This is a genomic window from Nocardia ignorata NBRC 108230 (genome assembly GCF_001612905.1).
Classification (GTDB): domain Bacteria; phylum Actinomycetota; class Actinomycetes; order Mycobacteriales; family Mycobacteriaceae; genus Nocardia; species Nocardia ignorata.
The window spans coordinates 1-21,707 of the sequence record NZ_BDBI01000016.1 but is presented as its reverse complement, the minus strand read 5'-3'; the positions used below and the strand labels follow the sequence as shown (position 1 = coordinate 21,707).

Annotated in this window: 24 protein-coding genes; 13 read left to right on the top strand and 11 right to left on the bottom strand. The window is 67.2% G+C overall.

Annotation, left to right across the window (positions count from 1 at the left end; all coding sequences use genetic code 11):
* Positions 1 to 50: 50 nt before the first annotated feature.
* On the bottom strand, positions 51 to 689 hold the full coding sequence (locus NI2_RS13910; protein WP_067490827.1) for a TetR/AcrR family transcriptional regulator: 639 nt from the start codon (positions 687 to 689) through the stop codon (positions 51 to 53).
* A gap of 103 nt (positions 690 to 792) precedes the next feature.
* Between NI2_RS13910 and NI2_RS13905 the strand changes: the two genes are divergently transcribed.
* From NI2_RS13905 to yhjD, 3 genes are read left to right on the top strand one after another with little or no spacing between them, the layout of a single operon-like run.
* On the top strand, positions 793 to 1,737 hold the full coding sequence (locus tag NI2_RS13905) for an oxygenase MpaB family protein (RefSeq protein WP_067490825.1): 945 nt from the start codon (positions 793 to 795) through the stop codon (positions 1,735 to 1,737).
* A 21-nt stretch (positions 1,738 to 1,758) separates the two neighbouring features.
* The gene (gene trpS / locus NI2_RS13900; protein WP_067490823.1) at positions 1,759 to 2,790 is read left to right on the top strand and encodes a tryptophan--tRNA ligase; all 1,032 of its coding nucleotides are present in this window, start codon (positions 1,759 to 1,761) and stop codon (positions 2,788 to 2,790) included.
* Between the two features lie 43 nt (positions 2,791 to 2,833).
* A complete protein-coding gene (gene yhjD, locus NI2_RS13895; RefSeq protein WP_067490821.1) occupies positions 2,834 to 3,850 on the top strand; it encodes an inner membrane protein YhjD in 1,017 nt (338 codons plus the stop codon).
* A 1-nt stretch (position 3,851) separates the two neighbouring features.
* Here yhjD and NI2_RS13890 read toward each other — a convergent pair whose 3' ends face one another.
* A complete protein-coding gene (locus tag NI2_RS13890; protein WP_067490819.1) occupies positions 3,852 to 5,135 on the bottom strand; it encodes a D-alanyl-D-alanine carboxypeptidase family protein in 1,284 nt (427 codons plus the stop codon).
* Positions 5,136 to 5,257: 122 nt separating this feature from the next.
* On the opposite strand from NI2_RS13890, the gene NI2_RS13885 reads away from it, so the two are divergent.
* Both NI2_RS13885 and NI2_RS13880 read left to right on the top strand, forming a co-directional pair.
* The gene (locus NI2_RS13885; RefSeq protein WP_067490817.1) at positions 5,258 to 6,760 is read left to right on the top strand and encodes an MFS transporter; all 1,503 of its coding nucleotides are present in this window, start codon (positions 5,258 to 5,260) and stop codon (positions 6,758 to 6,760) included.
* Positions 6,750 to 7,346, top strand: coding sequence for a TetR family transcriptional regulator (locus NI2_RS13880; protein ID WP_067490815.1), 597 nt, complete (start codon positions 6,750 to 6,752; stop codon positions 7,344 to 7,346). Before NI2_RS13885 ends, NI2_RS13880 begins: the two co-directional genes overlap by 11 nt.
* On the opposite strand, the gene NI2_RS13875 is transcribed toward NI2_RS13880, so the two are convergent.
* On the bottom strand, positions 7,343 to 8,026 hold the full coding sequence (locus NI2_RS13875) for an ester cyclase (RefSeq protein WP_243749860.1): 684 nt from the start codon (positions 8,024 to 8,026) through the stop codon (positions 7,343 to 7,345). The genes NI2_RS13880 and NI2_RS13875 overlap by 4 nt on opposite strands.
* 154 nt (positions 8,027 to 8,180) lie before the next feature.
* On the bottom strand, positions 8,181 to 9,077 hold the full coding sequence (locus tag NI2_RS13870; RefSeq protein WP_067490811.1) for a phenylalanine 4-monooxygenase: 897 nt from the start codon (positions 9,075 to 9,077) through the stop codon (positions 8,181 to 8,183).
* Between the two features lie 159 nt (positions 9,078 to 9,236).
* On the opposite strand from NI2_RS13870, the gene NI2_RS13865 reads away from it, so the two are divergent.
* Together NI2_RS13865 and NI2_RS13860 are read left to right on the top strand one after the other, a co-directional pair.
* Complete coding sequence (locus NI2_RS13865) at positions 9,237 to 9,455, top strand: type II toxin-antitoxin system VapB family antitoxin (RefSeq protein WP_067490809.1); 219 nt, start codon at positions 9,237 to 9,239, stop codon at positions 9,453 to 9,455.
* Between the two features lie 60 nt (positions 9,456 to 9,515).
* Entirely contained in the window at positions 9,516 to 10,184 is a 669-nt protein-coding gene (locus NI2_RS13860) for a JAB domain-containing protein (RefSeq protein WP_067490807.1), read from the top strand.
* A 15-nt stretch (positions 10,185 to 10,199) separates the two neighbouring features.
* Here NI2_RS13860 and sph read toward each other — a convergent pair whose 3' ends face one another.
* Positions 10,200 to 11,159, bottom strand: a complete 960-nt coding sequence (gene sph / locus NI2_RS13855) for a sphingomyelin phosphodiesterase (protein WP_067490805.1) — start codon at positions 11,157 to 11,159, stop codon at positions 10,200 to 10,202.
* 120 nt (positions 11,160 to 11,279) lie between these two features.
* Positions 11,280 to 12,173: a fructosamine kinase family protein gene (locus NI2_RS13850; RefSeq protein WP_067490803.1), complete on the bottom strand. Its 894-nt coding sequence runs from the start codon at positions 12,171 to 12,173 to the stop codon at positions 11,280 to 11,282.
* Positions 12,174 to 12,341: 168 nt separating this feature from the next.
* Here NI2_RS13850 and NI2_RS13845 point away from each other — a divergent pair, with 168 nt between their 5' ends.
* Together NI2_RS13845 and NI2_RS13840 are read left to right on the top strand one after the other, a co-directional pair.
* Entirely contained in the window at positions 12,342 to 13,571 is a 1,230-nt protein-coding gene (locus NI2_RS13845) for a cytochrome P450 (RefSeq protein ID WP_067490801.1), read from the top strand.
* Between the two features lie 28 nt (positions 13,572 to 13,599).
* Entirely contained in the window at positions 13,600 to 14,313 is a 714-nt protein-coding gene (locus NI2_RS13840) for a TetR/AcrR family transcriptional regulator (protein ID WP_067490799.1), read from the top strand.
* On the opposite strand, the gene NI2_RS13835 is transcribed toward NI2_RS13840, so the two are convergent.
* Complete coding sequence (locus NI2_RS13835) at positions 14,314 to 14,811, bottom strand: DoxX family protein (RefSeq protein ID WP_174552209.1); 498 nt, start codon at positions 14,809 to 14,811, stop codon at positions 14,314 to 14,316.
* Between the two features lie 167 nt (positions 14,812 to 14,978).
* Here NI2_RS13835 and NI2_RS13830 point away from each other — a divergent pair, with 167 nt between their 5' ends.
* Complete coding sequence (locus tag NI2_RS13830) at positions 14,979 to 15,587, top strand: dihydrofolate reductase family protein (protein ID WP_067490795.1); 609 nt, start codon at positions 14,979 to 14,981, stop codon at positions 15,585 to 15,587.
* 56 nt (positions 15,588 to 15,643) lie between these two features.
* Here NI2_RS13830 and NI2_RS13825 read toward each other — a convergent pair whose 3' ends face one another.
* Genes NI2_RS13825 through sdhC form a run of 4 tightly spaced genes read right to left on the bottom strand, consistent with a single transcriptional unit; the run spans position 15,644 to position 19,041 of the window.
* Positions 15,644 to 16,414 carry a succinate dehydrogenase iron-sulfur subunit gene (locus tag NI2_RS13825; RefSeq protein ID WP_067490793.1) on the bottom strand — a complete coding sequence of 257 codons (771 nt, stop codon included), beginning with the start codon at positions 16,412 to 16,414 and terminating at the stop codon, positions 15,644 to 15,646.
* Entirely contained in the window at positions 16,414 to 18,183 is a 1,770-nt protein-coding gene (gene sdhA, locus NI2_RS13820; protein ID WP_133733979.1) for a succinate dehydrogenase flavoprotein subunit, read from the bottom strand. Before sdhA ends, NI2_RS13825 begins: the two co-directional genes overlap by 1 nt.
* Before the next feature lie 16 nt (positions 18,184 to 18,199).
* Positions 18,200 to 18,634: a succinate dehydrogenase hydrophobic membrane anchor subunit gene (locus tag NI2_RS13815; protein ID WP_067490791.1), complete on the bottom strand. Its 435-nt coding sequence runs from the start codon at positions 18,632 to 18,634 to the stop codon at positions 18,200 to 18,202.
* Positions 18,635 to 18,636: 2 nt separating this feature from the next.
* Positions 18,637 to 19,041, bottom strand: coding sequence for a succinate dehydrogenase, cytochrome b556 subunit (gene sdhC, locus NI2_RS13810; protein WP_067490789.1), 405 nt, complete (start codon positions 19,039 to 19,041; stop codon positions 18,637 to 18,639).
* A 289-nt stretch (positions 19,042 to 19,330) separates the two neighbouring features.
* Here sdhC and NI2_RS13805 point away from each other — a divergent pair, with 289 nt between their 5' ends.
* The 3 genes from NI2_RS13805 to NI2_RS13795 all read left to right on the top strand — a co-directional run bounded on the left by NI2_RS13805 (position 19,331) and on the right by NI2_RS13795 (position 21,455).
* Entirely contained in the window at positions 19,331 to 19,732 is a 402-nt protein-coding gene (locus tag NI2_RS13805) for a cytidine deaminase (RefSeq protein WP_067491170.1), read from the top strand.
* A gap of 127 nt (positions 19,733 to 19,859) precedes the next feature.
* Complete coding sequence (locus NI2_RS13800; protein ID WP_174552208.1) at positions 19,860 to 21,146, top strand: thymidine phosphorylase; 1,287 nt, start codon at positions 19,860 to 19,862, stop codon at positions 21,144 to 21,146.
* Between the two features lie 18 nt (positions 21,147 to 21,164).
* Positions 21,165 to 21,455: a hypothetical protein gene (locus NI2_RS13795; protein WP_067490787.1), complete on the top strand. Its 291-nt coding sequence runs from the start codon at positions 21,165 to 21,167 to the stop codon at positions 21,453 to 21,455.
* Positions 21,456 to 21,707 lie beyond the last annotated feature (252 nt).

Genomic DNA, 21,707 nt, shown 5'->3' with positions numbered 1-21,707 from the left:
GGAACCTCCTGTCGGCTGAAACGCTGTGTGTGCGAACACGGTCGGCGGTCCTAGCGATAGCGCCCGGCCAAGTCGTCGCCGAGTAGGACGAAGACGTCGGTGATCTGGTCGATCAGTTCCGCGCGGGTCAGGTCGAGATCGCCCGCGAGCCACGTCGTCAGGGTTTGGGTCAGGCCGCCGACGAGGTAGATCGCGCGGAAATCGACCAGGTTCTGCGGTACGTCGCCGCCGTAGAAGCCGGTGCCCTCGGCGGCGACGAGCCGGGCGAACGCGCGAACCGTTCGCGCGGTGCGCGCGCGGAGTTCGGGCGTGGCCATGCCGGCGATGAGTGCGGCGCGGGCCTTGCGTGGGTCGTCGAGCAGAACCGCCACGCCCGCCTCGATCGCCGCGTGGGCCTGGGCGCGGCTGTCGGGCAACGCACGGGCCAGGGCCGCCATGATGGCGGCGGCCAGTTCCTCGGCGATGCGATCGAGCAGTGCTTCCAGCACGCTCTCGCGTCGTTCGAAATTCTCGTAGTAGTAGCGCTCGTTGAGGCCGGCGCGGGCACACAGCCCCGCGACGGTGAGTTTGGCCTGCCCGTCCTCGGCGAGGATGTCGAGCGCCGCGTCCAGCAGCGCTGTGCGGCGCTGGGCTTGGCGTTGTTCGGCGGAGACGCCCCCGTATGTCCGTTGTGCAGCCACGGGCTCCATTGTGCTGCCACCGTCCGTTCGCGGGTGTTTTGGTAGAGACTCTTGCCAGATTACCAATTCTGGAGGATTCTATTGCCAGATGCACTCGACGAGGAGGCGCGACATGGCCGCACGGCAGGGCGAACCCGGATATTTCGCCGACGATTCGATGATTCGCAGGGTGATGAGCAAGCGCGCGGTCGGCGTCACCTACGGCCTGCGCGCCCTGGTCATCGGCGCGGTCCACCCGCTGCTGTTCGTCGGGACCAGCGAGCACACGGCCCACCGGGCGACCCCCTACACGCGGCTGGCTGTCACCGGCGCCCTGTTCGAATCGGTCTTCCTCGGCAGCAAGGCCGAGGCCGACCGGGCGCTCGCCTTCACCCGGCGCAAGCACGAGCGGGTGGTCGGCGCGCTGCCCGAGGACGCGGGTCCGCACCACCGGGCGGGCACTGCTTACGCGGCCCTCGACCCGCACCTGATGTTCATGACCATGGCTTTCACCTTCGATTCCGCCGAGGTGATGTACGACCGGCTGGTCCGCGAACTCACCCCGACCGAACGTGCGGACCTCTACCAGGACTATGTGCGTTGGGGCGAGCTGTTCGGCATGCCACGCGAGGCCGCCCCGGCCGACTACCCGGCCTTCCGCCGCTACTTCGACGACTACCTCGACTCGGCCGAACCGTTCCTCACCGACGAAGCCGAGCTGGTGGGCTCCTACCTGGCCGGTCATCGCAAGGCCTACCGATTGCGCCCACCCGTCGAACAGGTCGGCAGCGCGCTGTATCTGCTGGTCCAGGGCAGTCTGCCCCCGCGTATCCGGCGGATGTACGGCATCGAGTGGGACATCGCCGACGAACTCGCCCACCGAGCCCTGTGCCGCAGCATCCGCACCGCCCACCTCGCGCCGCCGCTGGCGCCACGAGTGCTCGCCGGGGCGCTCGCCGGGCGAAGCACCCCGTCCTACCAGCTGCTCGCCCGCCGCGAACAGCACATGATCCGGCGGGGGAAGCCGAGCATGCCGGGTGTCGATCCGCGCAACTGGGTGCAGCGAAATTCCGCTTGAGCGGCGTGGAAAGATTGGGGCATGTCCAGTCCTGCCCCGGCCGCGACGGCCGAACGTAAGCAGCGGGTGCTGTCGGGCATCCAGCCCACCAGCGACTCCTTCCACCTCGGCAACTACCTGGGTGCGCTGCAGTACTGGGTGACGATGCAGGACGACTACGACGCGCTGTACTTCATCCCCGACCTGCACGCCATCACCGTCAGCCAGGATCCGAAGGCGCTGCGCGCGCGGACCAAAGCCGCCGTCGCCCAGCTGCTCGCCCTCGGTATCGACCCCGAGAAGTCGACCCTGTTCGTGCAGAGCCAGGTGTCCGAGCACGCCGAGCTGGCATGGGTGCTCAGCTGCATCACCGGTTTCGGTGAGGCTGGCCGGATGACGCAGTTCAAGGACAAGTCCGCCAAGCAGGGCGCCGAGAACGCGACCGTCGGCCTGTTCACCTACCCGGTGTTGATGGCCGCCGACATCCTGCTCTACCGTCCGCATCAGGTGCCCGTCGGCGAGGATCAGCGCCAGCACCTCGAGCTGACCCGAAACCTGGCCCAGCGCTTCAACACTCGCTTCAAGAAGACCTTCGTCGTGCCCGAGCCGCACATCGTGAAGGGCACCGCCAAGATCTACGACCTGCAGGACCCGACCGCGAAGATGAGCAAGTCCGCGGCCAGCGACGCCGGGCTCATCAACTTGCTCGACGATCCGAAGGTCACCGCGAAAAAGGTGCGCTCGGCCGTCACCGACACCGGGCGCGAGATCGTCTACGACCCCGACACCAAGCCGGGCGTGAGCAACCTGCTGGTGATCCTCAGCTCGCTCACCGAAACCCCGATCGTCAGCTTGGAGCAGAATTTCGCGGGTAAAGGCTACGGTGAGCTCAAGGCCGAAGTGGCCGACGCGCTGGTCGAATTCGTGACGCCCGTGCAGAAGAAGGTGAAGGACTATCTGTCGGATCAGGCAGAGCTGGACCGGATCCTGGCTTCCGGGGCCGAGCGGGCGCGTGAGATCGCAGGCAACACACTTGCCCAGGTGTACGACCGGGTGGGCTTCCTCGCTCGCTGACTCGGTGCGCACCTGAGGTTTGGGCTGAAGAGGGGCGCGTGTCATGCAGTTGATCGACAACATCTCGGCCACTGTCGAGAAGCAGGTCAAGAGCAGGCCTTGGCTGGATCATCTGGTCCGGGCCGGTGGGCGGTTCCAGCGTCAGCGCGGTGACTACTACGCCGCGGGCATCACGTATTTCACTGTGCTTTCGCTGTTTCCGCTGCTGATGGTCGCGTTCTCGATCGCGGGTTTCATTCTCGCCGGGCAACCGGACCTGCTGAACGAGTTGCAGGGCAAGGTGATCGAGAAGACGGGCACCTTCGGTGATCAGATCAACGAGCTGATCGACCAGGCGATCGGCTCGCGCGGCACCGTCGGTCTGCTGGGTCTGCTGACCGGTCTCTACACCGGTCTCGGCTGGATCGCGAACCTGCGTGCGGCGCTCACCGAGCAGTGGGAGACCCAGACTCCCGACAAGCCGTGGTGGCGGGAGAAGCTGTCGGATCTCGGCGCGCTGTTCGGCCTGTTCCTCGCCCTTGTCGTGTCGCTCGGCCTGTCGACGGTCGCCAACAGCGGCCTCGCCGCGAAGCTGCTGAAAACCTTCGGCCTCGACGGTGTCCCCGGCGCGTCGGTGGTGTTGTCGATCGTGTCCATCGCGCTGGGGATGCTCGCCTCCTGGGCGGTGTTCGCCTGGGTGATCGCCCGGCTACCGCGCGAACCGGTGTCGCTGCGCAGCGCGGCGAAGGCGGCGGCCATCGCCGCGGTGGCATTCGAGATCTTCAAGTTCGTCGGCGCCATCTACCTGCGGATGGTGCTGTCGAGCCCGGCGGGTGCCACCTTCGGTTCGATCATCGGTCTGATGGTCTTCAGCTACATCACCTTCCGCATCCTGCTGTTCGCCACCGCGTGGGCGGCGACCTCGTCGGACAACGACCACACCGAGATCGCCCCGCCCGCCCCGGTCGTCATCCAGCCGCGCGTGGTCGACAAGAACCTGTCCACCGGTGCCGGTGCGGCCGCCTTCGGCGCGGGCGCGCTCGCCGCCCTGGCCCTCGTAGTGTTCGGCCGCCGCCGGTAGCTCAGCGACTGCGCCAGGCGCGGCGGGCCAGGAGCAGCAGGGTGAGGATCAGGACCGGGCCCGCGACTAGCGCGGCGATGCGCGCCCCTTCATGGGCGGACCGCGAGACCTCCGGCCGGCCGCCGTCGGCGCGCGGCGGGGGTGAGGCGAGCGGGACGCTCGGCTGGATCATGTCGTCGCCCACTTCCGGGAGCTTGCCGATGCGCGCGTCGGAGTCGAGGGCGAAGCCGTAGTCGAGCAGGCGCGCGGCCTGCTCCCAGGGGCGGATGGGTCGCACGTCGGCCTGCAACAGGGTGACCACGAGGCGGTGTCCGTCGCGTTCGGCGGCGGCCACGAAGGTCTGGCGGGCGTCGTCGGTGAAGCCGGTCTTGCCGCCGATGGCGCCGGGGTAGTTGTAGAGCAGCTGGTTGTCGTTGCCGATGGGGAAGCCGGGGTGGTCCTCGTCGCCGGGGATCTTCGGGTCGGCGGGGTAGCCGGGGAAGTCGACCTGTTCGGTGTGGATGAACTCGGCGAACAGCGGGATCGACATCGCCTCCCGGAACAACACCGAAAGGTCGTAGGCGGAGGTGCTCATCCCGGGGCCGTCGAGGCCCGACGGGGTGGCGGCGCGAGTGTCGACGGCGCGCAAGGACTTCGCGAGGTCGTTCATCTTCGCCACGGCCGCCTTGTCGCCACCGAGCTGGGTGGCGATGGCGTGTGCGGCGTCGTTGCCCGAGCACATGATGAGGGCCTGCATGAGCTGACGGTTGGTGTAGCGGCCGCCCGGCCCGATGCCGACGCGGGTGCCGTCCACATCGGCGTCGGCCTGGGTGCCGACCACCACCTTGTCCAGATCGAGGGTGCGCAGGGCGACGATGGCCAGGGCCACCTTGATCGTGCTGGCCGGTCGATAGCGGCCGTGCGGGTCCTTGGCGGCCAGCACGCGTCCGGTGTCGAGGTCCGACACCATCCACGCGGTCGCCGAGATGTCGGCGGGCAGCGGTGGGGCACCGACCGGCAGCACCACGCCGCATTCGCCGAGCCGGTCGCCGCCGATCGGTTTGTCGGGAACCGGCAGTTCGGCGGGTGCCGATTCGCCCGGCGCCGGGACCTCCGAGGAGTCGATCGGGGCCGGTGGCCTGGTCTTCTGCGGGCAGCCGTCGGTGTTCGGCGTGGTGAACGGGGTGGTGGTGGTCGAGCCGGTGGGGCTGGGCTGGGCCTGTGCGGGACCGAGCGTGAGAGCGGCCGCGGTGGCGGCGGCGCCGAGGAAGCAGGCGGCGCGCACGCCGTGTTCGCGGATCTTCATCAGCGCAGAGCCTAGCGAGCCGACACGCCGATTTCCCGTCGAGCCCGTCCGCCTATTGACACTCACCTCTAAATGAGAGTTACTAACAAATGACAGTAGCTCTCATTATTATTGGAGGAGATATGCGAACCGACGACACCCGCCGCTGGCTGGCGCTCGGAGCGCTCGCCGTGGCGATGCTCACCATCGGACTCGACGTCACCGTGCTGACGGTGGCCATTCCCACCCTCGCCGTCGACCTCGACGCGAATACCGCTGCGCTGCAATGGTTCAGCAGCGCCTACACGCTGGCCCTCGCCGCGTTGATGCTGCCCGCGGGCGCGCTTGGCGACCGCTACGGGCGCAAGAAGGTCCTGCTGTGCGCGCTCGTGCTGTTCGGCCTCGCCTCGCTGGGCTGTGCCTTCGCGACCACCGCCGGGCAGCTCATCGCCTCGCGGGTGGTGCTCGGTGTCGCCGCGGCGGCGATGATGCCACTGTCGATGGCGGTGATCCCGGTGCTGTTCAGCGACCAGGGGCAACGCCAGCGCGCGCTCACGGTGTGGGTCACCTCGACCGCCCTCGGGTTGCCGCTCGGCCCCGTCGTCGGTGGCTGGCTGCTGCGCAACTACTGGTGGGGTTCGGTCTTCCTCATCAATGTGCCGCTGGTGATCCTCGGCACGCTCGCCGTCCTCTTTCTCGTGCCGGAATCGCGCGGCGACAAGGCCTTTCGCATCGACCTGCCCGGTGCCGTGCTGGCGGCGCTCGGAATGCTCGGGCTCACCTACGGTTTCATCCGGATCGGTGAATACGGATGGGGTGAAGCGGCGGCCTGGGCGATGATCGTCGCGGCCCTCGGTGCGCTCGCCGCGTTCGGGTGGTGGCAGCGGAGGGCCGCGCATCCGCTGATCGATACGGCGCTGTTCGCGTCGTCCGGATTCCGCTGGGGCACGGCTATTTCGCTCATGGTCAGCTTCGCGATGTTCGGCATGTTCTTCACCGTGCCGCAGTACTTCCAGGCCGTCCTCGGCGTCGACGCGCTCGGCAGCGGACTGCGGTTGCTGCCGATGATCGGCGGGCTGGTGATCGGCAGCAGGCTGGTGGATCTGCTGTTGCCGCGCTGGGGTATCCGGTCGGTGCTCGTCGCCGGGTTCCTCGTGCTCGCGGCCGGCATCGGTCTCGGCGCGCTCACCCGGGTCGACAGCGGTTACGGACTCACCGCCACGTGGACGACGATCTTCGGCGCGGGCATGGGAATGGTGATGCCCGCGGCCATGGGGTTGGCGATGAGCGAGCTCGACACCGCGCGATCCGGCTCGGGATCGGCTCTGCTGCAGGCACTTCGGCAGGCGGGCGGCACGATCGGTGTCGCCGTGCTCGGCACCGTACTCGCCACCGTCTACCGCGCCGATCTCGGCGAGCTGAACCGGCCGCCGATCTCCGACGGAGTCAATGCGGGAGTCACCGCGACCGCACACGACCCCGTCGCGCTGCGGGAGGTGCGGCACGCCTTCGTGCTCGGCATGGACACCATGCTCGGTGTGTGCGCGGTGGGATGTCTGCTCGCGGCTGTCCTGGTGGCGCTGGCCTTCGGGCGGCGCCACTCCGTGGCAGCCGACGATGCGGCAGAATCGCTGCATGTCGGTTGAGACGTCGTTGCGCGCGCGGAAGAAAGAGCGGACCCGTCGAACCATCCGGCTCGAGGCGTTCCGCCTTTTCCGGCAGCAGGGCTACACCGAGACGACCGTCGAACAGATCGCCGCGGCCGCCGAGGTCTCCCCGAGCACCTTCTTCCGCTACTTCCCGACCAAGGAACAGCTCGTCATGGCCGACGACCAGGATGCGCTGATGATCGAGGCGCTGGCGGCGCAACCGCGGGGCCAGAACCCGCTCACCGCGGTCCGCCGGGCCACCGAGGCGGTGTACGCGTCGATGTCGGCCGAGGACGCCGCCTTCGAACAGGAACGGCAGAAACTGCTCTACCACCTGCCGGAACTGCGCTCGGCGATCGGCCTGGAATTCCAGCGAAGCATCGACCTGGCCGCCCAGCTGCTCGCCGACTACACCGGCCGCCCCGTCGACGACTTCGAGGTGCGGGTGGCGGCCGGGGCGATGGTCGGTGCGATGCTCGGCATCGTCACCACCGGACCGGTCGACGCGACCAAGGTCGGCCACGCCCTCGACCTGCTCGAGGCGGGCCTGCCGTTCGACGACGACAGGCCCACGAGCTCCTAGTCGGCCTTGCCGTGCTGCACGGGGCAGCCGTGCGCCAGCGGGCCGAGCAGCTGGTTGTTGTCGTAGAAGTGTTCGAGCTCGACGATGCGCAGGTCCTCGGTGACGCGGGCGATGGTCACGCCGTACATCTCGATCTGCTCACCGGTGGGCTGGTGGCCCTTGTACTCGCCGTCGTACTTGCCCCAGTGCCGCCAGCGGAAGCTCACCGTCGGCGGGCCCGACAGCACCTCGAGCACCTCCCAGAAGAAGCCACCGGGGAAGGCTGTGTGGAAGATCTTGTGCGAGGACTCGAAGGTCTCGTTCGCCGACTCGTAGTACGGGTTGTCGCCGATCAGGATATTGTAGCTGCCGATCCGCGCGAATTCCTCCGCGTCCTGCCACACACCGCCGTTGACCCGGCCGCGGTACTGCTCGGCGACCACCGACAGCCAGGTGGCGGGGTCGGCCTTGTGCGAGACCTCCATCTCGAAGACCTTCACCAGGTCCTCGACGATGGCCTCGAGCGAACCGGGCGCGTGCTGGGCGACGCGCTCGCGGGGGATCACCTCGTGGCTCAGTTCGTAGTCGGGAACGTTGCCGCGCCACTGGTCGGGGGTCGCCGCGGCGATCACCGCCTCGCGGCCCCGCAGCCACAGCGGGGCCTCCGGCTCGGGATTCTGATCGTCGCGCGTATCAGTCACGTCCACAGTCATATTCGGTCTACCCGACCCTTTCGCAAAGCTTGAAGAACGGGTCGAACCTACCGCCGCGACTTTGCCCGCGCGCACCGTGGTCCCATTATGTGAGACGCATCGGAATTGCCAAGTATATTCTGCGCCAACGGTTTACGGACTACTACGCGGCTGGGTGGGCACGTCCGCCGAGTCGGGCCGGGGTGTCGTCGTCCATGGTCGCGAAGAATTCGCCGAGCACGTCCACGAGCTGATCCACCGAATCGGCACAGAACAGCACCGGCTGGTAATGGGTGATGTCGTAGCTGATGGTGCCCATCTGCGCCACATCGAGCGGGCGCAGCGTCGCCTGGCGGAATTCGTCGATCTCGCCGTAGGACGACAGCAAACCCGCACCGTAACAACGGATCTGTCCGTCTTCGCGAACCACGCCGAATTCCAGCGAGAACCAGAACACGTCGGCGAGGAACTTCAGCGCGGCATCGGTCTCCAGCCGCCCGACCGCCGCGCCGACGGTCTCGTACAGACTCGCGAAGCGCGGACTCGCCAGCTGATTGGCGTGCCCGATGATCTCGTGGATCGCATCGGGTTCCGGCGTGTACAGCGGGGCCGAATGGTGGCGGATGTACTGGGTGGAGTGGAAGGTGCGGTCCGCGAACGAACCGAAGAACTCGCGCAGCGGAACAAGCCCGGCGGCAGGCACGTACCGGAAACCGGTGAGGGGATGCAGCAGCCTCGAGACGTCGTCGAGCTGGGGGATGTGGTCGCGCGGGAGGGCGAGCCGGGCGGCCGCCTCGCGCACCTCGCGGCAGGCGTACACCTCGTGCTTGCGGGCCAGCTCGGCCGAGGCGATCCGCCAGACCTGCTGCTCGTCGTCGGTGTAGTCGATGTGCGGGACGGGGTTGCCCGGCTGGTAGTCGAGGGCGAGCGCGGCGATGGCATTGCGCCTGGTGCGGTAGTGCTCGTCGTCGACGCCTGGGTGGTCGTCACTCAGGTGCACAGTGACGTCGCCGTCGCGCTCGCGCGTCACCGGCGAATACAGCTGGGCCTCGGTGAACATGCCTCAAGGCAAGCACCGCTGGCGCGTCGCGACAACACACCGGTGCGCAACTACGCAAACTGCACAGTTCGCCCGCCCGAATTCGGTAACGACGCGGTGAAACGGCGGACGCGCCGACCGCGCATCGCGCAAGATTGCGTTTGTACCCGAGGAGGATGCTTGCGAAGCCTGCGGATAGATCTCGATCAAGAACTGCTGGATGCCGCCGCCGAGATCATGGGCACGGCCGACAGCAACACCACCGTCAACGAGGCATTGCGGCGGATCGTCGTGCACGAGCGCCAGCTGCGCAACCTCGAACGGCTGATGGCCGACTCGGTGTTCAGTCCGGAACCGCACGATATCGACACGGATACCCCCGCGGTGGCTGAACGGTAGCCGAACCTGTCGGTGCCCTCTGCGAACATCGGTCTCGTCACCGATGACGTAGGGGGGAATGTGTCGGTACCGATCGCGAATCTGCCCGTCGCCCAGCGCCCGCGTGAGCGTTTGCTCGCGCTCGGCCCACACGTGCTCACCGATACCGAATTGCTCGCGCTGCTGCTCGGTCAGGGCACGCGCGGGCAATCCGCACTCGAACTCGCCGCCCACCTGCTCGCCGAATACGGCGGCCTGGCCGAACTCGCCGCCGCCCGCCCCGAGGAGCTGGCATCGCAGGCCGGGATCGGCCCGGCCAAGGCCGCCGCCGTGATCGCCGCGTTCCACCTCGGTACCCGTTCACGAACCAGCGAACCGGTACCGAGGCTCACCGCACCCGACGACATCGCACACGCCGCCGCCCCGCTGTTCGCGGGCGCCCGCGTGGAGCGCCTGCTCGTCCTGATCTGCGACACCCAGAACCGCCTGCGCCACCGGGTTTTCGTCGCCGAGGGCGCCATCGACCACGTCGCGGTCCCGGTCCGCGAAATCCTCAACACCGTCCTGCGCCACGACGGCCGGGCCTTCGCCGTAGTCCACAACCACCCCTCCGGCGACCCCACTCCCAGCCCCGACGACCGCCGAGCCAGCACCCTCCTGTATCAGGCCGCCGCCACAGTCGGCCTCCGCTACCTCGACCACGTCGTCATAGCGGGCGAGACCTGGGCAACAGCCGCACCGTATCCGTGACAGTCTTTTGCCGCGTCAGCCGGTGTAGCCGAAGACCGGGTAGTGGTCGCTGTAGTCGGTGTAGGTGTAGGTGGTGCCGTCGGCGGTGACGCTCCAGCTCGGGCTCTTGGCTCGGCGGGTTTCGTTGACGTAGCGGTCGGGCACCGGGTGGCCCTTGATGGGGAGTACGTAATCGAGGTGCTCCGAGGCGTATTCGGGGCCGTACTGGTCGCGGCAGACAGAGTTGTCCGCGCAGTCCCAGGAGAACGCGTGACCGGTGTGCTGGGGGCCTACGGCAGCGAGATCGGCCAGCATGGCGCCGTATTCGGGACTGGATTCGATCACGTTCATATCGCCCGCCACATACACCGGCTCATCGGCCGGAATCCGCTCCGCCGCGAGGAAGGCCTTGATCTGTGCGCGCTGTTTCGCCCGCACCTGACCGGGCTGGCCCGAGCTGCACCCGTCGTCCTCGGACTGCATGTGCGTGCCGATCACGTGCACCGGACCGCCGGGCGCGGCGAGCTTCACATAGGCGAAACCCTTGTTGGAGAACCAGTCCGCGCCACACGCGTCCTTGTACACGAACTGCACCTTGCGGCTGATCGGCCACCGGCTCGCGATCGCGACACCGCCGTCCTCGGGTGTGGTTGCGGAGTACGAGCCCTGGGTGGCGTCCCAGCCGGAGCGGGTTCGGCCGACCACCGGAGTCTGATTCGGGAAGTCCCGCTTCAGGTTGTTCAGCAACTGGTCGCCCGCCTCGTTGTGGAACAGCTCTTGAAGAACCACGACGTCCTGTCCCCCGAGGACGTTCTGCTGCGAGATGAGGTCGGCGCGCTGCTCCTGCCCCCAATTCGGGTAGAGAGCCTCGGCGAGCATGAAGACGTTGTAGGAGGCGATCTTCGGATCGGACTTCGGCGCCGCATCCGCGGGGACGGCGACGGGCAGGAGGGCGGCCGCGCCACAGACCGCGGCCAGCGTCAATCGTTTGAACATGAGGCAGTTTGGTCACATGACCAGTTCTGCGACGACCGCTCGAGCGTCCCGACATCGAATCGTTACATGGAACGTAAATTTGTAAGCCCTGGTTCAGGCCCCGTTGATGCCGAATGCGGCCTATCGATACCGGGCGGCCGCGTCGAGGACGGCGGCGCGATAGGAGCGGCCGAACAGGACGGCGTGAACCAGGAGCAGGGGGAGTTGGTGGAGTGGGATGCGCTCCTGCCAGTCGGCCTCGAGCTGATGGATGTCGTTGTACGCGGCGATGATTCGGGAGAGATGGTGCGCGCCGCCGAAGAGGAAGAGCGTGGCCAGGTCGGTTTCGCGGTGGCCACCGTGCGCGGCGGGATCGATCAGCCATGGGGTGTCCGACGGGCCCCAGAGAATGTTGCCGGGCCACAGGTCACCGTGGATCCGCGACGGCGGTTCGGCGGGGGCTTCGAGGTGGATCGACTCGACGGCAGTGGCGTCGGCCGGATCGAGTGCCCCGGCATCGACGGCGAGCCGCAGGAACGGAAGAATTCGGCGCTCCCGGAACCAGGTCGGCCAGTCGTGGCCGGGGGTGTTGTCCTGCGGCAGGCTGCCGAGGAAACCGTCGACGGGAGCGCCGAATTCGGCCGCGCCGGCGTTGTGCAGCCGAGCGAGCCCCGCGCCGAATCGTGCGGCGGCGGCCGGGGAGGGTTCGGCGTGGTCGACCCATTCCATGAGCAGCAGGTCGTCGGAGACGGCGTAGACCTCGGGGATCGCGACACCGCCCGCTTCCCGCAGCCAGCGCAGACCGCGTGCTTCGGCTGCGAAGAATCCCGCCGGTGCGGCAGCCGGGGCGCCGTCGGTAGGCGCGGCCGAGATCCCGCCCGGCCAGGTTTTGAGGAACAGTTGGGTGCCGTCGTCGAGGCCGATGCGCTCGGCCACCGCGATCGACCCACCGCCGACCGGGGTGGTGCGCAGGCGCTGATGCGCGAGGAAGGTCGGCAGCAGGTGCGGGTTGGCTCGCAGGTACGGCAAGTCCACGCCGCCATCTTGCCCAGCGGAGTCGGCGCGCGCACGGATTCACGCCATCTCGCCGACCAGGTTTCATAAACAGGTATTACTAAAACCTGTTCACAAATGGGCGCGGCGTGGTTTCATCGATCAGAACGTGTTCTACATCACGTTCTGGAGTCAGCCGAAGGAGACACCGTGACCAGCACCGATATCCCCGCGGGATTCGATTTCACCGATCCCGACCTGCTCGCGCAACGCCTGCCGATCGAGGAGTTCGCGCAACTGCGGCGCACGGCGCCGGTCTGGTGGTGCGCGCAGTCCGACCGGGCGAGCGGCTTCGACGACGGCGGCTACTGGGTGGTGTCGACGCTGGCCGACATCAAGGAGATCTCGAAGAACCCCGAGGACTTCTCCTCGCACGAGAACACCGCCATCATCCGGTTCAACGAGGAAACCACCCGCGAGCAGATCGACATGCTCGGCAACATGCTCATGCTGAACCTGGATCCGCCGCAGCACACCAAGATCCGGCGCATCGTGTCCAAGGGATTCACCCCTCGGGCGGTGGAGAATCTGCGTGCCGCGCTCACCGAACGGGCCGAACGCATCGTCTGGGAGGCCAAGAAATCCGGTCGGGGCGATTTCGTGCAGCAGGTCGCGTGCGAGCTGCCCCTGCAGGCCATCGCCGAACTGCTCGGCGTGCCGCAGGAGGACCGGATGAAGCTGTTCGACTGGACCAATCAGATGATCTCCTACGACGATCCGGAGTTCGAGGGCAATCACCACACCGCCACCGCCGAGGTGATGGGCTACGCCTGGAACATGGCCGAGCAGCGGCGCGGTTGTCCGGCCTCCGACATCGTGACCCAGCTGGTGAACGCCGATGTCGACGGCGAGCACCTCGGCTCCGACGAGTTCGCCTTCTTCGTCATCCTGTTGGCGGTGGCAGGCAACGAGACCACCCGCAACTCGATCACCCACGGCATGAAGGCCTTCGTCGACAACCCCGAGCAGTGGGAGATCTACAAGGATCAGCGGCCACGCACCGCCCCCGACGAGATCGTGCGCTGGGCCACCCCGGTGCACGCCTTCCAGCGCACCGCGACCCGCGACCTCGAGCTGGGTGGACAGCAGATCAAGAAGGGCCAGCGTCTCGGATTGTTCTACAGCTCCGCCAATTTCGACGAGACCGCCTTCACCGACCCGTTCCGGTTCGACGTGCTGCGCAATCCCAATCCGCACGTCGGGTTCGGTGGCACCGGAACTCACTACTGTGTCGGCGCGAATCTCGCCCGCCTGGAGATCGACCTGATGTTCAATGCGATTGCCGACGCGATGCCGAACCTGCGTCAGGTCGCCGAACCGGTGCGCTTGCGCAGCGGCTGGCTCAACGGCATCAAACGGTGGGAAGTCGAATACTCTTGAGCCCGAACAGCAGCGAGGGGGTGGGCGGTTGACGGCCAAGGCACGCGGCCGGGCGCCCGTCGTGGCCGACGCCGATATCCGGCGGGTCGCGCGGGCGCTGCTGGCCGAGCACGGCCCCGACGCGGTCACCTTGCGGGCCATCGCGCGCGAACTCGGCGTCACCGCCCCCGCGCTGTACCGGCACTACGATTCCCGCGACGAGCTGATCGAACGGTTGCGGGCGGAATTCTGTGCCGACCTCGCCGACAATCTGTCGGCGGGCATCGCGGACCTGCCCGACGACGGCGCCGTGCAGTTCCTCGCGATCTGCCGCGGCTTCCGGCGGTGGGCGCTGGCCAACCCCAGGGAATTCACCCTGGTGTTCGCCTCGCCCACTTCCAGTCGTGCCATGCTGCGCCGCTTCGACGAGCCCTTCGGCCGGATCTTCCTCGCCGCGGCGGGCAGGCTGCTCGCCAGTTTCGAGATCGCGACCCCGCCCGGCGAATCCATCCCCGTCGAACTCCGCGACGACCTCATCGACTTCCAGACCGAACTGCTCGCCATGCTCTCGGATTCGGGCCAGAAGTTCCCCGCCGAGAAATTGGATCTCGGCGTCACCTACGTGATGGTGCAGACCTGGGTTCGCCTGTTCGGCCACGTCACCCTCGAGGTGTTCGGCAACTACCCCATTCCCCTCACCGACCCCGAAGTCATGTTCGACACCATGCTCGCCGACCTCGCCCGCACCACCGGTTTCGCGTAATCACCGCTGAGCGGACACGCGATCCCGTGTGGCCGGAGTGAGGGAACCCGTCGCCCAGATCGCGAAGCCGATGTACAGCAGCTGTTCCGGGATGCGCTGCCACAGGGGAGACGCGGGTTCGCCTGCGAAGGTGACGTTTTCGACGGCCGCGTAGATATTGGCGGGCAGCAGCAGCACGAACAGCGGCACCAGCGCCCAGCCCGCGACCCGGCGCGTCCGGGTGAGGATCAGGCCGACGGCCGCGAGCAGTTCCAGCACGCCGGTGAACAGCACCATGAATCCGGGGAACGGCACGAACGACGGCACCATCGCCACCAGGTCGTCGTAATTGGGCATCACGGTGACGCTCGACGGCATGAAATGGGCGGAACCGGTCATCATCAGCATGACCGCCAGAGCGTGCGCGGCAGCCGCCGACCAGGTGGCGAACCGGCTGATGCCGAGTGCCCCCAGTGCGCGGAAGCTCAGGAGCGAGACGAGAAGAACGATGACGATCACGGTGACTCCATAATAGATAGTGGAACTGTCTATTATGGATAGTAGCGCTATCTATTCAGTCGTCAAGTCTGTCCGCGCAGCCGAGTGGTTCCGGGCCGCGATTAGTTCGGTGGCCGCGCACCGTCGTAGTAACCGACACACTCACCGCTCACCGAGGAGAAGTACCGATGAGGAAGATCACCGCCGGTCTGTTCATGTCTCTCGACGGCGTGATCGCCGACCCGCAGGACTGGCATTTCCCCTACTTCGACGACGCCATGGGCGCCGCGGTCGACGCCCAGCTCGGCAGCGCCGACACACTGCTGCTCGGCCGCGTGACCTACGACAGCTTCGCCGGCGCATGGCCCGGCCGCGAAGCCGAAGGTGGACCGGACGCGCCGTTCGCGAAGAAGCTCGGCGACGCACGCAAACTGGTGGTGACCCACGAGGACCGCGATTTCCCATGGCGCAACTCCGAGCGCCTCGACGGCGACCTGACCGCGTCCGCGGCCGAGCTGAGGAAGGGGTCGGGCGGCGATATCGCCATCAGCGGTTCGGTATCGGTGGTGCGCCAACTCCTCGCCGCGGGACTGCTGGACGAACTGCACCTGCTGGTGCACCCGATCGTGGTCGGCAAAGGGGAGCGGCTGTTCGAGGACGGGACGACGATCCCCCTCCGCCTGCTCTCCTCGGAAACCTTCGGCACCGGCGTACTGCACCTGGTCTACACCAAGGACGACACCGCCCCGAGCGGGTCCTACGAGGACGCCAAAACCCATCTCGCACAGGAAGAGTGACGGCAAAGGCCGCCTTCATCGAAAGATGAAGGCGGCCTTTGTGAGGACCGGGGAGGTCAGCGGGCGAAGAGGAGGGCTCGCTTGACTTCCTGGATGGCCTTGGTGACCTCGATGCCACGGGGGCACGCGTCGGTGCAGTTGAAGGTGGTGCGGCAGCGCCACACCCCTTCGACGTCGTTGAGGATGTCGAGACGCTCGCGGGCGCCTTCGTCACGGCTGTCGAAGATGAAGCGGTGGGCGTTCACGATCGCGGCCGGGCCGAAGTAGCTGCCGTCGCTCCAGTACACGGGGCAGGAGGTGGTGCAGCAGGCGCACAGGATGCACTTGGTGGTGTCGTCGAAGCGGGCGCGGTCGTGCTGGGACTGGATGCGCTCGCGGGTGGGCTCGTTACCCGAGGTGATCAGGTACGGCTTCACGGCACGGAACGCGTCGAAGAACGGTTCCATGTCGACGACGAGGTCCTTCTCCACCGGCAGGCCGCGGATCGGCTCCACGGTCATGGTGAGGGTCTTGTCGCCCTTGGGCAGCATGTCCTTCATCAGGACCTTGCAGGCCAGCCGGTTCACACCGTTGATCCGCATCGCGTCGGAACCGCACACACCGTGGGCGCAGGAACGCCGGAAGGTGAGGGTGCCGTCCAGGTAGGACTTGATGTAGATCAGCACGTTGAGGAAGCGGTCGGTCGGCAGGACCGGCACCTGGAACGAATCCCAGTACGCGCCCTTGTCGTTCTCGGTGCTGAACCGGGCCACCTTCACGGTGACCATGACCGAGCCCTCGGGGACGGGCGCGGGCTTCTGCGTGGTCGGTTCTGCTACAGCAGTCATCAGTACTTACGCTCCATCGGCTCGTAGCGGGTCTGCACCACCGGCTTGAAGTCGAGGCGGATCTCGGAGATGAGCTCCGGGCCCTCCTTGTACGCCATGGTGTGCCGCATGAAGTTCACGTCGTCGCGATCCGGGTAGTCCTCGCGGGCGTGCCCACCACGCGATTCCTTGCGGTTGAGCGCGCCGACGACGGTGACCTCGGCCAGCTCGAGCAGGAAGCCCAGCTCGACGGCCTCGAGCAGGTCGCTGTTGTAGCGCTTGCCCTTGTCCTGCACCGTGATCCGGGTGTAGCGCTCCTTGAGCGCGTGGATGTCGGTGAGGGCCTGCTTGAGGGTGTCCTCGGTGCGGAACACGGCGGCGTTCATGTCCATCGTGTACTGCAGTTCGGTGCGGATGTCGGCCACGCGCTCGTTGCCGTGGTCGGACAGGATCAGCGCCAGCCAGTCCTGCACCATCTGCGCCGGGTTCTCCGGCATCTCGACGAACTCGGTGCGCTGGGCGTACTCGGCGGCCGCGATGCCGGCGCGACGGCCGAACACGTTGATGTCGAGCAGCGAGTTGGTGCCGAGACGGTTCGCGCCGTGCACCGACACGCAGGCGCACTCACCGGCGGCGTAGAGGCCAGGGACCACGTCGGTGTTGTTGCGCAGCACCTCGCCACGGATGCGGGTGGGGATACCGCCCATCACGTAGTGGCAGGTCGGCATGACCGGCACGAGCTCCTTCACCGGGTCCACACCCAGGTAGGTGCGCGCGAACTCGGTGATGTCGGGCAGCTTCTCCTCGAGCACGTCCTCGCCGAGGTGGGTCACGTCGATGTAGACGTAGTCCTTGTTCGGCCCGGCGCCACGGCCTTCGAGCACCTCGAGCACCATCGAGCGGGCGACGATGTCGCGCGGCGCGAGGTCCTTGATGGTGGGGGCGTAGCGCTCCATGAAGCGCTCACCGGAGGCGTTGCGCAGGATGCCACCCTCACCACGAACAGCCTCGGAGATGAGGATGCCCAGGCCCGCGAGGCCTGTCGGGTGGAACTGGTGGAATTCCATGTCCTCGAGCGGCAGGCCCTTGCGGAACACGATCGCCATGCCGTCACCGGTCAGCGTGTGCGCGTTCGAGGTGGTCTTGTACATACGGCCCGAGCCGCCGGTGGCGAACACGATCGACTTCGCGTGGAAGACGTGGATCTCGCCGGTGGCCAGCTCGTAGGCGACGACGCCGGTGGCGACGGGGCCACGGTCGGATTCGGTCATCACCAGGTCGAGCACGTAGAACTCGTTGAAGAACTCGACGTCGTGCTTGACGCAGTTCTGGTACAGCGTCTGCAGGATCATGTGACCGGTGCGGTCGGCGGCGTAACACGCGCGACGCACGGGCGCCTTGCCGTGGTCACGGGTGTGACCACCGAAACGACGCTGGTCGATCTTGCCCTCGGGCGTGCGGTTGAACGGCAGGCCCATCTTCTCCAGGTCCATGACCGCGTCGATGGCCTCCTTGGCCATGATCTCCGCGGCGTCCTGGTCGACCAGGTAGTCACCACCCTTGACGGTGTCGAAGGTGTGCCATTCCCAGTTGTCTTCTTCGACGTTGGCCAGCGCGGCGCACATGCCGCCCTGGGCCGCGCCGGTGTGGCTGCGCGTCGGGTAGAGCTTGGTCAGGACCGCGGTACGAGCCCGGGGACCGGCCTCGATCGCCGCGCGCATGCCCGCGCCACCGGCGCCGACGATGACCACGTCGTAGCGATGTTCCTGAATCGGACGGGATTCACTCATGCGAGGTGGCCTGTTCCTAACCGGTGATGTTGGGGTCGAAGGTGAAGATGACGTAGGTGCCCACGCTCATCACCAGGATCATCGAGACCACGAGGATGGTCTTGAGCCAGAACCGGGTGGAGTCCTTGCGGGAGTAGTCATCGATGACGGTGCGCAGACCGTTGCCGCCGTGCAGCTGAGCCAGCCACAGCATGGACAGGTCCCAGAACTGCCAGAACGGGCTGGACCAGCGACCGGCCACGAAGGCGAAGTTCAGCCGGTTCACGCCGCCGTCGATCATCAGCATGATGAACATGTGGCCGATGACCAGCACGATCAGGAACAGGCCCGAGATGCGCATGAACAGCCAGGCGTACTTCTCGAAGTTGCTGTTGGCCTTGCCGCGCGGTGCGCGGGGCGCGTCCAGGCTGGCGGGGCGGTCGTAGGACTTGCCGAGGACAGGTGCGGTCATGATCAGTGCTCCGTCAGCAGGTAGAAGAACTGGCGGCCGACGCCGGCGGCGGAGACCAGGACCCAGATGGTCAGCACGACCCACAGCATCTGCTTCTGGAAGCGCGGACCCTGCGACCAGAAGTCGACGAGGATGACGCGGACGCCGTTGAGCGCGTGGAACAGGACGCAGACGACGAGGCCCATCTCCATGAGCGCGACCAGCGGGTTCTTGTAGAGCTCGATGGCTTCGTCATAGGTGTTCGGGTTCACCCGAACCAGTGCCGTGTCCAGCACGTGCACGAAGAGGAAGAAGAAGATCGTGACACCGGTGATCCGGTGCAGCGCCCAGGACCACATGCCGGGGTCGCCGCGGTACAGCGTCTTCCGCTTCGGCTGGGCCGGAGCCGGAGCTTCTATCGTGGTCATAGAGTGCGGTGCCTCCAACGTCGTTGATGGACCCGGTCACAGATCCGACGCCGGCTGCGTGGAGAGGCAAATGCCCAGGTGGCTGCGCTGTATGCTCGAGCGCTGGCCCGCCGCCGGGAACCTGAACCGATCTTCGGCTGACTCTAATCCTCTCTGTTTCGCGGAACTAATTCGGCGTGCCGTGCGTTGTGCACGAATCGGCCGAGTTAGGTTTACCTTTCTCGATGCCGAATACTGGTGTCCGAGCCCCCGCGCGGACATGTTCGGCGGTATCGGCTGGAGGTTCGCGATGTCCGAAATCGACTGGAATACCTTGCGCGACATGGCAATTCGCGTAATGGGTAGCGCGTATGCCCCGTACTCGGGTTTCTCGGTCGGTGCCGCGGCTCTCACGACGGACGGTCGAATTGTGAGCGGTTGCAATGTGGAAAATGTCTCATATGGACTAACCCTGTGTGCCGAATGCGTACTCGTCGGTAACTTATTCGGGTCGGGTGGGGGCCGCCTTCTGGCGGTATCGGTGAGCGATTCCCGTGGCGAAATCTTGATGCCGTGTGGGCGGTGTAGGCAGCTGCTGTTCGAGCACGGCGGGGGTGAGCTGCTCGTGGACCATGCCGAGGGGCCCAAGAAGCTGAGCGAGCTGTTGCCGTACGCGTTCGGGCCCGATGATCTGGCGGCCGGGCAGCGCTGATGGCACCGATCGACCAGCGGTCGACCTGAACGACGCGGCGGGTCCTGCTCCGACCCGATGGAGGTAGGGCCGAGGCTCGCTCGGCGTGCGCAGTGCCGCGGCCGATGTTGCGTGCCAGACTGGCCGCATGACGGCACTGGACGCGGTATCGATCATTCGGGCCAAACGGGACGGCGGTGAGCTGTCGGACGAGCAGATCGACTGGGTGGTCGACGGGTTCACCCGGGGGATCGTGGCCGACGAACAGATGTCGGCCCTGGCGATGGCCATCCTGCTGCGTGGCATGAACCGGCGCGAGATCGCTCGGTGGACGGCGGCGATGATCGGCTCGGGGAGCCGGATGAACTTCACCGACCTGCCGCGGCCCACCGTCGACAAGCATTCGACCGGTGGCGTCGGCGACAAGATCACGCTGCCGCTTGCGCCCCTGGTGGCGGCCTGCGGCGCGGCGGTGCCGCAGCTGTCGGGTCGCGGCCTCGGCCACACCGGCGGCACCCTGGACAAGCTCGAGTCGATCCCCGGCTGGCAGGCCGACATCACCGTCCCCCGGATGCGCGAAATCCTCGCCGACCCCGAGATCGGCGCGGTCATCTGTGCGGCGGGCGCCGACCTCGCCCCCGCCGACAAGCGGCTGTACGCGCTGCGTGATGTGACCGGGACGGTCGAGTCGATACCGCTGATCGCCAGCTCGATCATGAGCAAGAAGATCGCCGAAGGGACCGCGGCGCTGGTACTCGACGTGAAAGTCGGGACCGGGGCGTTCCTGAAGACCCTCGACGAGGCGCGCGAGCTGGCCGCCGTGATGGTCGAGCTCGGGCGGGATGCCGGAGTGAAGACCGTCGCGTTGCTGACCGCGATGGACACCCCGCTCGGCCGGACCGCGGGCAATGCGCTCGAGGTCGCGGAGTCGGTCGAGGTGCTGGCCGGTGGTGGGCCCGCCGATGTGGTCGAGCTGACGCTCGCCCTCGCACGCGAGATGGTTGCCCAGGCCGGACTGCACGTCGACCCGGCCGAGGTGCTTGCCGACGGCCGGGCGATGGATCACTGGCGGACGATGATCCAGGCACAGGGCGGCGATCCCGATGCCCCGCTGCCGACCGCGCGGCATACCGAGACGGTGCGGGCCGAGTCGGCCGGGGTGTTGACGCGGCTCGACGCGATGGGAGTTGGCCTGGCCGCCTGGCGGCTCGGTGCCGGGCGTGCGCGGCAAGGCGAGCAGGTCCAGGCGGGCGCGGGTGTCGAGATGCACGCCAAGCCCGGCGATTCGGTGGCGATCGGCCAGCCCTTGTTCACCCTGCACACGGACACCCCCGACGCCTTCGCGGGCGCGTTGGAAGCGCTCGACGGTGCGGTGGGGATCGAACTCACCCCGGAGAGCAAGCCCGGCGAGCTTGTGCTGGGGCGGATCGATTGAGGTTCTAGTCGTGGCCGCGTGGCCACGATCGGGAGGCTCGTTGTTTCGGTGGTCGGGGCGGGAGAGGGCCACCACGGGAGGCGGACGGCGGCGGTCGCGCGGTCGCTTGCCTTCATTTCGGCGTTGATCGCGTTCGCGATCGCCGGGCTGATGATTGTCGATGCCGTCGTGGTGGTGACGGAGCCGATCGACCCCGGTGAGGTGGACTTCCGGTTCGTCACGGGCGTGATGCTGGTGATCATGGCCGCGATCGTCGCTCCGGTCGGCGTGCTGAACCTGATCGGCGCCCGCCTGCTCGGCCGCCGATAGCCGCGCGGACGGACGTTGGTACTCACCGGGTCGTTGCTGGGCGCCGTGGTGGCATTCATGGTCGGCGCCGACGCGCCGGTGTGGCTTGGGTGTCGGTGATCGTGCTGTTCATAGTCACGGCGGTTGCGGTTGCGCTACCGGGGACCAAACGCTGGGTCCAATGCGCGCCATCGCCGAGTGAGCCGGGGGCGTCGGTGCTCGGGCAGGTGGCCTGAGGGAGCGGCCGAGGGGATTGCGCCCAAGGTGTACCGG